The organism is Paenibacillus sp. RS8 (genome assembly GCF_041956825.1).
Classification (GTDB): Bacteria; Bacillota; Bacilli; order Paenibacillales; family Paenibacillaceae; genus Paenibacillus_AQ.
In genome coordinates, this window is the sequence record NZ_CP168131.1 from 2,864,264 (window position 1) to 2,878,543 (window position 14,280).

Annotated in this window: 13 protein-coding genes and 1 pseudogene; 11 read left to right on the forward strand and 3 right to left on the reverse strand. The window is 44.2% G+C overall.

Annotation, left to right across the window (positions count from 1 at the left end):
• Positions 1-72: 72 nt before the first annotated feature.
• The 7 genes from ACDZ28_RS14190 to ACDZ28_RS14220 all read left to right on the forward strand — a co-directional run bounded on the left by ACDZ28_RS14190 (position 73) and on the right by ACDZ28_RS14220 (position 6,335).
• Entirely contained in the window at positions 73-465 is a 393-nt protein-coding gene (locus ACDZ28_RS14190) for a VOC family protein (protein ID WP_375105007.1), read from the forward strand.
• 205 nt (positions 466-670) lie between these two features.
• The gene (locus ACDZ28_RS14195) at positions 671-1,585 is read left to right on the forward strand and encodes a L,D-transpeptidase family protein (RefSeq protein WP_339289485.1); all 915 of its coding nucleotides are present in this window, start codon (positions 671-673) and stop codon (positions 1,583-1,585) included.
• Between the two features lie 380 nt (positions 1,586-1,965).
• Positions 1,966-3,816 (forward strand): ribosomal protection-like ABC-F family protein, encoded by a 1,851-nt coding sequence (abc-f, locus tag ACDZ28_RS14200; RefSeq protein ID WP_375105008.1) that lies wholly within the window; start codon positions 1,966-1,968, stop codon positions 3,814-3,816.
• 97 nt (positions 3,817-3,913) lie between these two features.
• Complete coding sequence (locus ACDZ28_RS14205; RefSeq protein ID WP_375105009.1) at positions 3,914-4,279, forward strand: hypothetical protein; 366 nt, start codon at positions 3,914-3,916, stop codon at positions 4,277-4,279.
• 60 nt (positions 4,280-4,339) lie between these two features.
• Positions 4,340-4,915 carry an RDD family protein gene (locus ACDZ28_RS14210; RefSeq protein WP_375105010.1) on the forward strand — a complete coding sequence of 192 codons (576 nt, stop codon included), beginning with the start codon at positions 4,340-4,342 and terminating at the stop codon, positions 4,913-4,915.
• A gap of 129 nt (positions 4,916-5,044) precedes the next feature.
• Positions 5,045-5,479 (forward strand): MarR family transcriptional regulator, encoded by a 435-nt coding sequence (locus tag ACDZ28_RS14215; protein WP_339289489.1) that lies wholly within the window; start codon positions 5,045-5,047, stop codon positions 5,477-5,479.
• A 46-nt stretch (positions 5,480-5,525) separates the two neighbouring features.
• Complete coding sequence (locus ACDZ28_RS14220) at positions 5,526-6,335, forward strand: SDR family NAD(P)-dependent oxidoreductase (protein WP_339289490.1); 810 nt, start codon at positions 5,526-5,528, stop codon at positions 6,333-6,335.
• Positions 6,336-6,411: 76 nt separating this feature from the next.
• On the opposite strand, the gene ACDZ28_RS14225 is transcribed toward ACDZ28_RS14220, so the two are convergent.
• Genes ACDZ28_RS14225 through ACDZ28_RS14235 form a run of 3 tightly spaced genes read right to left on the reverse strand, consistent with a single transcriptional unit; the run spans position 6,412 to position 9,507 of the window.
• Positions 6,412-8,670 (reverse strand): hypothetical protein, encoded by a 2,259-nt coding sequence (locus ACDZ28_RS14225; RefSeq protein ID WP_375105011.1) that lies wholly within the window; start codon positions 8,668-8,670, stop codon positions 6,412-6,414.
• Entirely contained in the window at positions 8,660-9,016 is a 357-nt protein-coding gene (locus ACDZ28_RS14230; RefSeq protein WP_076117912.1) for a hypothetical protein, read from the reverse strand. Before ACDZ28_RS14230 ends, ACDZ28_RS14225 begins: the two co-directional genes overlap by 11 nt.
• Positions 9,016-9,507, reverse strand: a complete 492-nt coding sequence (locus tag ACDZ28_RS14235; protein WP_081389764.1) for a sigma-70 family RNA polymerase sigma factor — start codon at positions 9,505-9,507, stop codon at positions 9,016-9,018. The genes ACDZ28_RS14230 and ACDZ28_RS14235 overlap by 1 nt, the downstream gene beginning before the upstream one ends.
• A gap of 565 nt (positions 9,508-10,072) precedes the next feature.
• Here ACDZ28_RS14235 and ACDZ28_RS14240 point away from each other — a divergent pair.
• From ACDZ28_RS14240 to ACDZ28_RS14255, 4 genes and pseudogenes are all read left to right on the forward strand, one after another.
• Positions 10,073-10,658: pseudogene (locus ACDZ28_RS14240) on the forward strand (YjgB family protein).
• A 146-nt stretch (positions 10,659-10,804) separates the two neighbouring features.
• Positions 10,805-11,956, forward strand: coding sequence for a winged helix-turn-helix domain-containing protein (locus tag ACDZ28_RS14245; RefSeq protein WP_375105012.1), 1,152 nt, complete (start codon positions 10,805-10,807; stop codon positions 11,954-11,956).
• Positions 11,957-12,031: 75 nt separating this feature from the next.
• Positions 12,032-13,327, forward strand: a complete 1,296-nt coding sequence (locus tag ACDZ28_RS14250) for an MFS transporter (protein WP_042124708.1) — start codon at positions 12,032-12,034, stop codon at positions 13,325-13,327.
• A gap of 352 nt (positions 13,328-13,679) precedes the next feature.
• On the forward strand, positions 13,680-14,246 hold the full coding sequence (locus ACDZ28_RS14255) for a histidine phosphatase family protein (protein ID WP_042124710.1): 567 nt from the start codon (positions 13,680-13,682) through the stop codon (positions 14,244-14,246).
• Positions 14,247-14,280: the final 34 nt, after the last annotated feature.

Genomic DNA, 14,280 nt, shown 5'->3' on the forward strand with positions numbered 1-14,280 from the left:
TATTAAGAAATCGGAATATTAAAATTGTGAATGCTGATCTAGCCAATTATGACAGTCGGAGGATGATCAACAGTGAGTAAAGTACAGTTTTCGGTTCAGGTAAGGCTGGTAACTGATCTAGAGAAATCTAAGGAATTTTACGCTACAGTGCTAGGCTGTGAAGTGACGGATTGGTGGGCGGTACGTGATGAATTTGCACTGGGATTCAAGCTAATACAGGCAACCTGTACTGAAAATGTACAACCCAATGCAGCAGGACAGGGTCAGATCATTCCGTGGGACACCTATGCTTATGTGGAGACTCATCCTGAGCTTGACGAGCTATATGAAGAGCTAAAGGGTAAAGGAGCAGAATTTGTTCAAGAGCCTGATCTTCAGGAAGCAGACTGGGGAAGCTGGAAGGATTTTGCGATTAAAGATCCGGATGGATATGTGATTGCATTTGGTTCAGGTAAGAAACATTAGTTGTCTAAACATGAAATACTGAGCATATAAAATACAGGGCCGATCTTTGGTTATCCAAAGGTCGGCTTTTTTAATGTGCGTTCACGTGGTTACAGTATTGCAATCTCTGCGTCAAATGCAGGGGGACGAGTTGAAAAGAATAGGTACAGGCTGGTATGCAACTAATTTGAAATGATTTCGTCTTTATATATGGAGGTGGAGAAAATTGGGATTTTTTGTTTCGAGTAGCTGGTTTCAATCTTCATTACAGCGGAACATAAAGCTGATGCTTGTGTTTGGGCTTCTGTTCGCTGCATGTTTTACAGGTGTGGGAAAGGCGGAAGCTGCTGCTGGATCCGATCTGATTATCGTGAACAAAAAAACAAACAAACTCGCGTATTTCAGTGAGGGTAAGCTGGTAAAGATCTTTCCAGTCGCGACAGGGAAGTCGAAGGAACTGACACCCGAAGGCAGTTTCAAAATGGTAGTTAAAGTAAAGAACAGACCCTATTACAAAGAGAAAATACCCGGGGGTGATCCGGCCAATCCACTTGGCGACCGCTGGCTAGGACTAGAAGTGAACGGAACGTATGGTACCACGTATGCGATTCACGGCAACAATAATGAGTCCTCCATAGGAAAGTATGTTAGCGCCGGATGTATTCGAATGCATAATGATGACATCCACTGGCTTTACCCAAAAATAGCTAAGAATACAAGGGTTATCATCACAACAAGCACACTGGCGATGGAGAACATTGCGACTAAAAATGGATATTCCGTAGGAAGTAAGACGTTTGCTGGAGCTTTTGAGATGGATGGAGTCACGACAAAGCTGAAAGATCCTTTTTTAATGGATAACTCGCGTGTATTTGTTCCGCTGAGAGAATCTGTAGCCCTGTTAGGTGGAAGTTTACAGAGTGAAGCTGGAACGGGTGCATTGCTAATTACGATAGGCAATCGTACGGTGTCACATAAGCCGTTATCCGGTCAGGCTGTTGTGAATGGAAAAACACTTACGATGCCAGCATCCCGCAATGAAAATGGTCGATTGATGATTCCACTGAGCACCTTGCCTGAATTATTTGGTATTCAGGTGCAGTGGAGCTCGGAGTCTCAGTCGGTAAAGATTAATTTATAACTGTTCTTGAACTTTTATTTCTAAGTTGTGTTGTTATATACTGTACTCATTAAACAAATTCGGACAATGACGGAGGGCCACCGACTGATGAATAACTAACACGTTTCCTAGAAGTAGACCACTTAAGCTTGTGAAGTGCATATGCACAAGTCACGGAGCACCCATGCAGGGTGATAACGGTCAGGGATACGTGTGTCGGTCGGGAACCTTACGTTGCTTTTATATGAATAGAACGATCTATGGTTTGGTTTACCTGCATGTGCAGGTGATCACGGCCGTGGTCTATTCATGTTATGGCATATTCCCCCCAACATACGCTATTAGACCGCAGACCGCTGGCTGCGGTTTTTTATTTTGTAATACAATCGGAGGAATGGAATATGACCCTAATAAAAGCGAAGAACTTACGTAAAGAATGGAACGGGAACCTGTTATTTGAGAAGGTGTCCTTTGAGATTGCAGAAGGAGAGCGTGTGCTCTTGTTCGGTCGTAATGGAATCGGCAAAACCACACTGCTTAAGGGATTGATCGGTCGCCTCACTTTTGAGGAGGGAAGTATCTATCATGGCTTGCCACGCGAGGAATGGGGAGTGCTGGATCAGCAGCTAGAGATATCAGAAGAAGTAACCGCATTGGATTATGTTCTCTCCGGGTCGGCTGAGCTCCCCCAATTGAAGCGCCGGCTTGAATCCCTCAGTCAGAGGTTACAGGAGCAGAACGACGAGAGCGAAGCGGGATTGGCAGAATACGCCGAAGTATACGATCAATACTTGCAGCTTGATGGGTATGACTGGGAGGTTAAAGCGGAAAAATGTCTGAAGCAGCTCAAGCTTGATCGTTCGGTTTGGGATTTGCCATACCCATCGCTAAGCGGAGGGCAAAAGACACGTGTCCAACTAGCAGCATTACTAGTCCAGCAGCCGAAGCTGTTGATTCTGGATGAGCCGACGAATCACTTAGATGGAGAAACGATGGAATGGTTGGAACATTGGGTGTACACTTACCCCGGAACCGTGCTTTATGTTTCGCATGATCGTACGTTCATCGATCGAACGGCGACGGCCTTGTTGGAGCTTAGTCCAGAGGGATGTCGTCGGTATTCGGGTGGATATACGCAGTATCGGGAGCAGAAGGCGGTAGAGGCGCGAACGCTAGAGGGACAATATAAGAAGCAAGAACAGGAAAAGGAGAAGCTGCTTGAGAGTATCCGGAGATATGCCGAATGGTTCCAGCAGGCACACCGTGCTGCCGGCCAGCATGATTTCCTGCGTGCGAAATCTAAGAAAAATGTGTCTCGTCTTCATGCGAAAGAAGCGGCACTCGAACGCTTAAATAAGAACCGTGTGGAATTGCCGCGGGAGACAAGCAAGCTGAAGATGAAGCTGGAAAGTGAAGCGTTTATGGCTGACACTTTGCTGTCACTCCGTGAGATCGATTTTGCATATAAAGGTAGTGCGCCTGTATTAACAGATTGTAGTTTGTCATTGCATCGAGGAGACCGTCTCGCTATTCTGGGTCCTAATGGGGTTGGTAAGTCTTCTTTGTTGAAGCTGATTGCTGGGATTCATAAACCTACCAAAGGCGAAGTGCAACTGCATCCGCGTACGAAGATTGGCTACTTTGCGCAAGAGCTGGACAATTTAGCGGTGTCATCCACCATCCTGGATAGTTTGCTTGAACTACCCGGTATGACACAGACGGAGGCAAGAACTATTCTGGGTTGTTTTTTATTTTCACGGGAGGATGTCTTTAAACGAATCGGTGATTTAAGTCTGGGAGAGAAATGTCGTGTAGCCTTCCTTAAATTGTACTTTGGAAAAGCTAATCTATTGGTTCTGGATGAACCCACTAATTATCTGGACATTGACACTAGAGAGCGTGTAGAAGAAGCGCTAAGGGGATATCCGGGGGGACTTGTGATGGTCTCGCATGACCGATATCTTCACGCTAAAGTAGCTAATCGTTTGGTAATCCTAGCACCGACTCAGGCACCGAAGTTTTTTCAAGGCTCCTATGAGGAATACATCTCCAAAGATAGAAGCCGTGTGCTTACCCGTAAAGAACAAGCTCAGGAGGATGATCTTGCTCTTCTGGAGCTGCGTCTGAATCAATTGATTCAGAGCGGAAGTAGGGATACGGAGGCGGAGAATGAGGCGTTAATGGTGGAAATTGTTAATCTGAGGACGCAGATCCAGGAAATAGGGATTAAGGGAGAAGTTACATCATCATAGGGAAGAAGCGACAGAACCTAGCTCAGGATAGAATGTATCTTGGGCTGGTTTGTTTTTCGAATATTTCGATAGGAGTCATTGCAGGCAGGGTGTATAATTGGATGAATATGGATTTTTTGTTGCGACGAGGAGATCTAGAAAGGACGGTTATGTAATGATAAAACTGGGTTCTTTTATTGTGGAATTGTTTCGATTGTGCGTATTGCTTGTGTTGACCTTATTTATTTTAGGCGGAGTAGAAAGATTGGTTTATCAATCTATTTTTGGTCAGCCCTTGTATAACTGGAGTATGGGGCTTGGAAATCTATTGATATTTTTTATGCTGTATCGGAATCATTTTCAGTTTAAAGGATGGTATAAATCAGAAAAAAATGTAAAACTACCGATCCTCACCACGAGAATCATTACTGTTATTTCCCTAGGGCTTATCATCCTGCCGATTGGGCTCAGCCTGAGCCTATGAGGATTAGAAATTTGAATGGAATCGGGGATATGAGCAGGATGCGATACGTAGAATAATTGAATGAATAAAGTAAAGCATAGAGAGTGGGGCCCTGATATGGATAACAATGCAGTTGAGCGTTTGGAACAGGAGGATTTCATAGGCTTTTGGAAAAGAGTTCTCGCTACTATTCTTGATCTCCTTATCATTCTGATACCTGCGGTTATTGTATACTGGATATTCAATTCATTAGCTGTATCCTTGCATTCGGAAATTCCCATCATCCTTGAATATATTTTCTTCGTCGTGTTTGATATTTTTATGATTGTTAGATTTGGCGGATCGCCTGGAAAGCTGGTTTTAAAGATAAAAATTGTCAATCAGCAAGGGAATATTCCCACGTTGAAGGAAGCTTTAATTCGAAATATTTTCCGAATCATTAGTACGATTTTTTCAATGATTGTTGGCGTAAGCCTCTACGATCTTACTGTGATTTCCACCACGCTTAATTTATGGGCACCTTTGGCTACTGACCTTAGTAAAATACTTGGCCCCATCATGCTTGTAGATTATCTATTCGTTGCATTTACTCCCCGTAAACGGGCGCTTCACGATATGATGGCTGGTACTTATGTTGTTGATAAATCTGCAATTTAAAGGATGCTTTCAAAAGCATTCTTTTTTAAATATTAAGTGTTTTACCGTTAAATAATTTACTATTAAATATTTTAGTGTTAAAATACATGTAGAAGTAGCCAATGATTATGAATATCTAAGGAGGATGTCTTGGAAAACCCAGATATTTTTAGACTTATACATGCCGTTGAATTATTCACGAATGAAATTATTGTTCGATGGATGAATGCTTTTGACCACAATATTGGGATATCACCCGTTCTCGTCTTGGGAGAATTGAATAAAAAGGGTCCCCAGAAGCAAACTACTTTGGCTAAGAAGCTAGGTTATACGCCGGGAGCGATGACGAACATTGCCAATCGCTTAATTAAGCAGGAAATGGCCGAGCGCAAATATAACGAGGATGATCGCCGAAATGTACTGCTCTCTATCACGGACAAAGGTAAAGATGTACTGAAGGAAGCACAGCTAAAAGGGCAGGAGCTCCGAGTTGAAATGTTTCAGAAGCTCGATGAGGAAGAACTGCATCAATTCTTGAAAATCTATGAGAAGTTGTTAACGAGCTTTGATAGCTCTGAAACATAAATGAAGTCATCTAAGAATCTTAATCACATTATAAAGGGGTATGAATATGGGAAGAGTTCAAGGTAAGGTTGCACTAGTAACTGGAGGCGCTTCGGGTATTGGCTTATCAGCCGCTACTTTATTGGCTAGAGAAGGAGCTAAAGTTGTCATCGCCGATTTTAATGTAGAGGCTGCTAAAGAAGCAGCGGCTAAGATTAAAAGTGAGGGTGGAGTGGCGGAAGGTCTTTTCTTGGATGCATCCCAAGCGGATTCGATTAAGGAAGCCGTTGATTTCACAGTTGCTCAGTATGGCACAATTACAGTTTTATTCAACAACGTAGGTCTAACTAATCTGCAAAAAGACCTAGATGTCGTCAACATAGATTTGGAAGAATGGGATCGCCTGATGAACGTGAACACCAAAAGTGTTCTGTTAGGCAGCCGGTTTGCCATTCCACATATGATTAAAGCGGGCGGGGGCTCCATCATTAACACAGCTTCCATGTCAGCATTTGCAGGAGATTCATTGCGTACCGCTTATGGCTCCTCCAAGGCAGCTGTGGTAAACCTTACTCGTTACATCGCCACACAATATGGCAAGGATAAGATTCGTTGTAACGGAGTGGCTCCAGGCCTGATCCTAACACCTGCGGCTGCAAGAAATATGCCGCCAGCCGTTCTGGATATTTTCCAGAAGTTCAACGCTCTGCCTTATCACGGCGAAGCAGATGATATCGGGAACACTGTTTTGTTCCTGGCATCGGATGAATCTAAATTCATCACAGGCCAAACCATTGAAGTTGAGGGTGGGCACTATATGTCCAACCCAAGTATCACAGACTTCCAGAATTACATGATGGAAGCTAAATCTAAATAAAATCATGCGTAAATAAAAAATCCGGTCCATGCTCGTATTTATCGAGAGGGACCGGATTTTTGTATGCATAAATGAGTTAGCTTACCTCTAGTACGGCTTTCATAAAGGTCTTTAGGGCGGAGGACTTTGCTCCTTCAATCCATTTCTTCAAAACATCCGTCTGACCATTCATGTACCATCCGAGTTTTTCCTTCAACTCTTGTTCAAAGTTACTAGGCTGTTTTGTTCGTTCGGTCATTAGCTGTTTAACCATTTGTGGCCAACGATACCCATTAAGACCAAAGCTGTGTTCTGGGTAACGTTCAGCAAGTGTTAAGACAGAAGAGAGTGACTCGCCTGCGTATAATTCTGCTGCCAAATAGCTGCCAATAAAACGATGGCTGTTATCATGCTCTAAGGCGATAGCAAATTGTTCCCGAGCTTCTTTAAGCTTGCCTTGATGCAAGAGTGCTGTCGCGTTAATAGAGCGTACATAACTGTTTAATTCGATGGAGTTTAACTCGTTGGAGAGGGAATGAAATTCGTTATATGATTTCCAGTCCTTATGATCAAAATAATACTGCGTCAATGTGAAGGCATAATTAGAATAAGGATGTAACTGTATGAGCTTTTGGAGTGAAGGAATCGCCCGATCTTCTAATGAGTCATCCTTGGTGATGGATGATTTGGCGAGCAACAGCTTTACAAGCATATGCAGGGCATGAGCATCCTGTGGATCATCCAAGACATTTTGTTGGTACATTTCAAGGGCTTGCTCTGGGTTCTTATTCAGCAATAGTCTATCAGCCGTGGTCAGTTCTCGTTCCTTGAGATAGAAGAAAGGAAGATTTCCGACGGTGTCTTCGTTTAACCTGTAGCCATTACTGCGGGTAATCAGGCGTCCATCCCCATCAAATGCCTCGATATTCCAAGAAAAGCGTGCTTCCGGATTCATGAACACGAGAAAAGAAAGAGGATCAATCGATTCAAAGCCCTCTCCGCCGCTGCCGTAGGAGAAACCACTGTTGTAATAGAGTTCATCTACTGGAATGGAGACTTGATTATCTGTAATATAGTCCCGAATCTGCGAACTGAAGGAGCTTCCCACCGTCGATACCCCTCCGCTTAAGCGATAGTAAGCCGCACCTTTAACAGCCTTCCAGCGAAAATCTACAGACTGACCTATTATCGTCTCTTGATTAATAGGAGACTGAAGCTCTAGCAGAGGTTGTAGAACAATGCTCTCATTCAACCTATCATCCGGTTTAACTTCAATCCAATCGTCATACTGTACAGGCCAAGTCCAGCCGTCGATCTGATCATAGCTAAGTCCAAGCTGGAATTGATAGAAGCCCGGAATCACACCGTGGAATTCGAAACGCCCTTTATCGTCGGTAACGACTCGGTACGGTTCAGCCTCAGTAATGCTATGATGAACCTCGCTTTCAGCACGGAGAAAAATACCTGCACGTGAGACCGGCGAACCATCGCTACGAGTCAGTGTTCCGGATACGACAGCTGTAGAGGTACTTCCCATATCTACAGCTGACTGAATAGCGGATTTTAGCGCTTCAAGCTGCATTTCGGTTTCTGAAGTACCTATCTCTGGCGCTGAACTTGATGATGGACCTGCTGTATGAATATCCTGCCAGAATTTTTTGTAGCTTGTTAAGCCATTGTCTACTTCGGCAAGAGCTTCCAGCGCTTCTCCTTTCGTGAAGAGCACGCGTCCAGTAAGCCATGCTTTTTGTGCATTTAAATCTTCCTGATTCTCGGATGGAAATGTGGTTTGTTCAAGAATAGCTTCAGCGGTTATTATATCCCCACGATTCAGGGCACGTTCTGCACGAAGGAGAGCTAGCTTTTTTGCCACGCTAGAATTGCTGTCTAACTGTTTTGCAGCGGTGTATAGCGCTTGATCTCCGTCGTCTCTACGACCAAGAGCATCATATTCATAGACAAGCAGCTTAGCCGCAAATATCCGTGTATTATTCGCTGGTCCATCTAGGATATATTCCTCTAACAAAGCGATTTTATCCTCCGGCAGCAAATTGGAAATACTCGGTTCATCCTGATTCCACTGACTCATAGAGGGACCAATATTTACGTCATATCTAAAGGGATCGTAGCCGTGCTCCTTATCGATGATATTGGTTTGAATAAGCTCCATACGTTTACTGCCAGTTGTAGACTCTAGCTTTTGCAGAAGTTCTGTACGGGCCAGGTTAGATTGGATAGCTGGGCTTTCCTCCATTTGCGCCTTTGAGGAGGGCAGAAAGTTAAATAGAAGAATGAGCAGGGAGGCCGGGAGTAGCACGAATGACACCAGATGTTTGACCTTGATTTTAATTCGCATGTTTCTTCACCGCCTGCTCATAGATATCTTTCCAGTACGTATTGCCTCCGGCCTCAATGAGTTCCCGGTTTTTTTGCTGCTGGACGCCTTGTTGTGGATGGTGTTTAACCTCTGGTTGATGCAGGGTCAGTGTAACGACTAGAATAATGGCGCCGATCGCGCCTATAGGTTTGACAGGGATCTCAATTTCCTTATTCCAGAATGCTAAGAGGCGGGCTCCAAAGGTTGGAGGGTGGGTCATTTTGAGGACGCGTTCGTGTCCTTCAAAGTGTATGGATTGTAGTTCTTCGTCTAGTAATTGCTTGATAGCTTCGCGTTCCGTATTCTCCGTATTCTCCGTGTTCATTAGAAATGTCCCTCCTTCTCCAAAATCTTTTTTAAGAGCGTCCGTCCTCTAGCGAGCCGGGATTTAATCGTATTCTCAGGGGTATTTAATTGCTCGGAAATTTCTCGGATGCTCATCTCATGAAAGTAATATAATGTCAGACATTCTCGGTATACATAATCGAGAGTCCTCATGGACTCAGCGAGTCTGATATTGTGCCATTCCACCATAAAAAGCTCTTCCGCTCCAGCAGTGAAGCCTGCATCATCGCTTCCTTGAAGCTCTGACCCGCCCGAAGGGAAAATATTACGCCAGCTCCAAGTCCGTTGCTTCATACGGCAGCGGTTAACTACGATGCGAATGAGCCAAGCCTTTAACCGTTCCGGGTCCTGCAGCTGACTCATTTTGGCATAGGCTTGAATAAAAGTATCTTGCACCGCCTCTTCGGCACTGTGTCGATCTTTGAGCAGCAAGCAAGCGGTTCGTAGCAGCATATCGCCGTAATCGTCCATTAACAGGCGGAGAGCTGACTCATCCTTTGCTTTGATTCTCTCTATAATATTCAGATGAAGCTCCCCTCCCTTTACTAATAAGATGCGGCTTGGAGGATTAAGGTTGCGTTTGTGTGGAATATTTTTACTTAGGGGGAGTATTTCCTGAGATGATGATCCGAGACGACGTTCCCGAGACGACGTCCTATGAGCTTCCCGAGATGTTCCCTCATTGCAGTTTGTGCAATAGAATCTATCCTGAAGTGAGCGGAAATCAATTCTGTTGTACTTTGTACATTCAAAATAGTTAAGAAACGCCTAGTTAGGGGGTTTTTATGAATTCTATTGCACGAAGTGCAATGCATTGCTTTTTTCGAAGCAAACATCCCCAATCTATTGCACGTTCTGCAATGAAATGCCCTGATAGTGCGCATTAATCCGTAATTTATTGATGTTCCGCAGATTTGGGTAAATGATAGATATGTCCGGTTCCATTTTTACAATCGGCTTTAAGCGAATTTACTAAGGAGATGTCATCATGTCAGCACAGATTAAATTTTTAGCAGCCACTATTTTGCTCACAGGGATGATTGGACTAGCCGGATGCAGCTCGAACAATGAACAAGCAAATTCAGCTACCCCAACCACAGCACCTACTGAAACTGCCGTAACAGCAACCTCTGAACCGGAAGTCAGCCCATCAACCACACCTACGGAAACAGCATCAGCAGCGACCACTTCCCCTACGGAGACTAATAAAAATGCAGCCAACGCTAATCCGCAAGATAGCGCTAAACAGCTTAAAGAACTGCTTGTACTTGCCAAAAAAGGAAAGGTGCCCGGTGTTGAATATGCTGCACATACTGGTCTTATTGATGAGGTAGAAGCGGACTGGGGTAAGCCTGATCAACAAGAGTCAGCTGGAAAAGGTATTTATGCTACTTACACTGACAAACATGTCGTATTTGGATTTAACAAAGGTAGCCTGATCTTCGATGTTCGTTCCACTTGGCAAACCGGATGACACCAAAACAAATGGTGACGATAAGATTTACACCTATCAAGCCAATGACCAATACCAGCTGAAATTTATTATTCCAAGCTCAACCGGCACAGTAGATCATATTTCTGTGTTTAGTGAACAGGATTCCTTTAACAATATGGCTGGGTAAAACCAGCAATGGGTGCATAGAGCAATCATACAGAGAAATCTGTAGGTTGCTCTTTTTGTATGTTTTCTCTTTGTTCTGGAGTACGCCTTGGACGGACTGATATAATGTAATCAATGAGCGGATTCGGGGGAAAGTGAGGTTCTATCATGCAGCTGGAATTAAACGAAAGCGAATATAAAGTGACCACAGATGGGATAACGATAGAATTATTTCCAAAGGAATTTACGCTTTTTCAGTTCTTGTACAAAAATAGAGGACGTACGTTCAGCCGAGAACAGTTGCTGGATAACGTATGGCCGCTGGAATATCCGGTGGAGCGTACAGTAGACGATCATATTTATCGTCTTCGTAAAAAACTTGGCAAGCTACAAGGCCTAGATATTAAGACTGTTCGGGGATTCGGCTATAGCCTGACTATGCAGGATTCCTCTGCCGCCATGGCTAATCCGACTACATATGACCTGGAAATGCAAAAGACGATGCGGGAAGTATTCGTAAAATATCATCAATACGGCCAAGGCCGATCCATGTTAACCTTAGCGCGACAACAGGATGTTTTGGGTTATGAAATGGATCCGTTCTATTCGATCTATATTCATTTTGTACAGGGAGATTTGGAATGGCTTCTGAACACGGAGGAAGTTGAGATAGAAGAGCGATTCTATTCGCTGTTAATATGTTATATGTTTTTGGGTGATCCAAAGCAGAAACTGGAGTTCTGCGAGCTAGTCCTTGAGAAAAAGATTCTTTTGCCGCCCCAGCATGTTGAAATGGAGATCCTTAATATTCTGGATTTATACACGCTGGCCGGGCAGCCGGAAAAAGCATTAGAACGATTAAAGCTGACGCATGAAGTGATTAAAGAGCCAGGGTATGAGAACTTCATTCCTGTAACGGCAATTTCTGAAATGCTCGTACACTTGTGGATGGGAACAGAAGATCAGGAATTAGAACGGATGGCGAAAGACATTGAAGCGCTTTTGCAGGAGAAGCCTTTTTTGCGGGAGATCGGCAGTTATAAAGTTGCAAGAGGCCTGTGTTTTCTACGGCGCAAGTCTTGGCGTGAAGCAGAGCAGTTATTGGATGAGGCGCTTCAGGTGCTTGAAAGGTCAGGATTCGTGCCGATGCAGATATATGCATTATACAGAATTGTTCACTATTGTAACGAGTTTTCTCCACAGTCAGCTTTACATCGGAAATATGCAGATTTATTTGAACGAGAGAAGGAAGAACGGGGATTCCATCGTTTGGAGCAATCCTTGGAAACCGTGCTTATGAATATCGTGACAGCTCTCTGATAATTCTCTGACAATTCTCCAGTACATTAAGGTCATGCTTCATATGTTCTTAATCGTAACTTGGAGGAATGTCCGATGAATGCTTCATCACAAGCAGGAACGAGTCTGCTAAAAAACAAAGTGTATATGCGTGTATACAGCGCATTCGCGACAGCTACTTTTGGGGATTGGTTCGATGCGCTGGCGATTCAGGTACTCGTAGGATACCGTTGGCAAGCTAGTCCGCTAATGCTGGCTTTGATTCCAGTCTCTATAGCTTTACCTGGGATTCTGCTTGGCTCCGTGGCAGGAGTAGCGGCTGACCGACTGAATAAGCTAAAGCTAATGCGGATGTGTGATCTACTTACGGCATTGTTAACAGTACTAGTACTTTTCGCTCCCAGTATGGTGTGGTTGCTCCCATTACTGATGCTGCGAGCTGCTATCTCTACCTTAAACGTACCTGCCCAGCAGTCAATGACTCGCAGTTTGGTTAGAGAGGATCAGCTTCTGCAAGCGACTTCACTGAATGGAATTGTAAATCAAGGCTCCAAAATCGCTGGACCGTTACTTGGAGGTTTCGCATTGTCAGTGCTAACACCACAATGGTGTATATTGATCAATGCTTGTCTCAGAGGTTGCTCGTACCTGCTTCTACTGACCGTTAAGAATAATGAGGTAGGACAAGTCGGCTCAGATCAGGGCGATAAAGAGGAACAGGTTCCCCTTCGTACGATGTGGAAGGAAGGCTGGGGCTTTATGCTGCGCAGCAGATTGCTGCTAAACAGTATGCTGTTTGGTTTAATCGGTGCGTTAGCTATTCAAATGATCGACTTCCAGTTTACAAGTCTATTCAGAATTATTGCACCTGCTGAGGAATCTATGCTGGGCTGGCTTGTCGCGGCAACTGGCGTGGGTGCTATATTCATGATCATGGTCATGAACAAAATGAATCGGGGAACAGGCTACGGCTGGAAGCTAGGAACGGGTTATGCACTCATTGGTGTATCGGTCGGAGGGCTTGGTCTGCTTCAGCCAGGCGTCACAAGCCTTCCTGTATTGCTGTTAGGATTCGTACTGGGTCTCGGAAACGGAATGTTTATGATTACCTTCAATTATTGTTTGCAAAAAGAAACTCCCCCGCATATGACAGGGCGTGTGTTCGGTATTCAGAGTACGATTCTTAGCGGTGTGATGATTGGCGCTCCACTCCTTGGTGGTATGCTGGTTCAGGCCGCTGGGCCTAGCCGGATCTTTTTTAACTTTGGTATCGTAATTGCTCTGATTGGTGTGCTGGGCATCGCATTCGGACGCGTGCTGTGGCCTAAGGAGAAGGAGATGACGGATAGCATAGTGGAGCAATCGGCGAAGGTTAAAGTGATGGAAACTTAAGGCTGCTGATTTATTCAGAAAAAAGCTTGCAGAAGTCTGAGTGGAGGTCAGGCTAACTAGCCAGACTAGAAAGCTTGAGTAGCACAGACTACCTAGCGAGCTTACCTAGCATTTAGTTGCAGAATCTGCAATTAAATGCTGTTCCATCTTTCAAAGCGAACTTTAGTTGTATGAACTACACTTATTTGCTCAGCAGAGCTCTTTTTACGATTAATAGTTGTATAGAGTGCAATTAAGAGACTTTTCTAGCTCGCTAGGATTGATTCTTGCCCGTGAGGGCTTTTTTTATTTTATTGTATGGAGGAGTTTAGATAGAACACGAGAAATTATAAAGATAGAAGGAGGGAAACGAATGGCTACTTATATTTATATGGTTAGGCATGGAGAATCACCCAAGCTGCCCGGAGGAACTGAGAGAACACGTGGATTAACAGCGAAGGGGGAGGAGGATGCCCGCAAGATAACGGAGAAGTTACGTCCCGAAGGAATTCAAGTTTTCTATTCAAGTCCATATCTTCGGGCGATACATACGATTTCTGGATTGGCGCAGGAGGTAGGTGCAGAGATTCAGGATGTTGAAGACCTCCGAGAAATCCATTTTTCAGACGGAAATAAGATCATGCCTGACCAGGAGTTATACCCATTACTGACAACAATGTTTGCTGATCCGGATTTTGTTCCGGTTGGTGGGGAATCCATTCATACGTGTCAGAAGCGATCCGTTAGCGTGTTGCAAGGAATACTGAATAAACACCGTGGTCAAAAGGTTGCGATTGGCACTCACGGTGCAGTCATGACACTAATGATGAATTATTTTGACGCCAAATATGATCTGAATTTTCTGCTTCAAACCACTAAGCCGGATATTTATAAAATGGAGTTCGCTGGCGGAACGTTAATGGGTGTGGAGAGGTTATGAACTCCCAAATTGGGATAAAGCTGTGATTATTCAA

Excerpts from the sequence above, each read along its gene's own strand:
- abc-f (WP_375105008.1), top strand. The coding sequence starts at position 1,966 with ATGACCCTAATAAAAGCGAAGAACTTACGTAAAGAATGGAACGGGAAC.
- ACDZ28_RS14210 (WP_375105010.1), top strand. The coding sequence starts at position 4,340 with ATGAATAAAGTAAAGCATAGAGAGTGGGGCCCTGATATGGATAACAAT.
- ACDZ28_RS14220 (WP_339289490.1), top strand. The coding sequence starts at position 5,526 with ATGGGAAGAGTTCAAGGTAAGGTTGCACTAGTAACTGGAGGCGCTTCG.
- ACDZ28_RS14225 (WP_375105011.1), bottom strand. The coding sequence starts at position 8,670 with ATGCGAATTAAAATCAAGGTCAAACATCTGGTGTCATTCGTGCTACTC.
- ACDZ28_RS14230 (WP_076117912.1), bottom strand. The coding sequence starts at position 9,016 with ATGAACACGGAGAATACGGAGAATACGGAACGCGAAGCTATCAAGCAA.
- ACDZ28_RS14235 (WP_081389764.1), bottom strand. The coding sequence starts at position 9,507 with ATGGACGATTACGGCGATATGCTGCTACGAACCGCTTGCTTGCTGCTC.
- ACDZ28_RS14245 (WP_375105012.1), top strand. The coding sequence starts at position 10,805 with ATGCAGCTGGAATTAAACGAAAGCGAATATAAAGTGACCACAGATGGG.
- ACDZ28_RS14250 (WP_042124708.1), top strand. The coding sequence starts at position 12,032 with ATGAATGCTTCATCACAAGCAGGAACGAGTCTGCTAAAAAACAAAGTG.
- ACDZ28_RS14255 (WP_042124710.1), top strand. The coding sequence starts at position 13,680 with ATGGCTACTTATATTTATATGGTTAGGCATGGAGAATCACCCAAGCTG.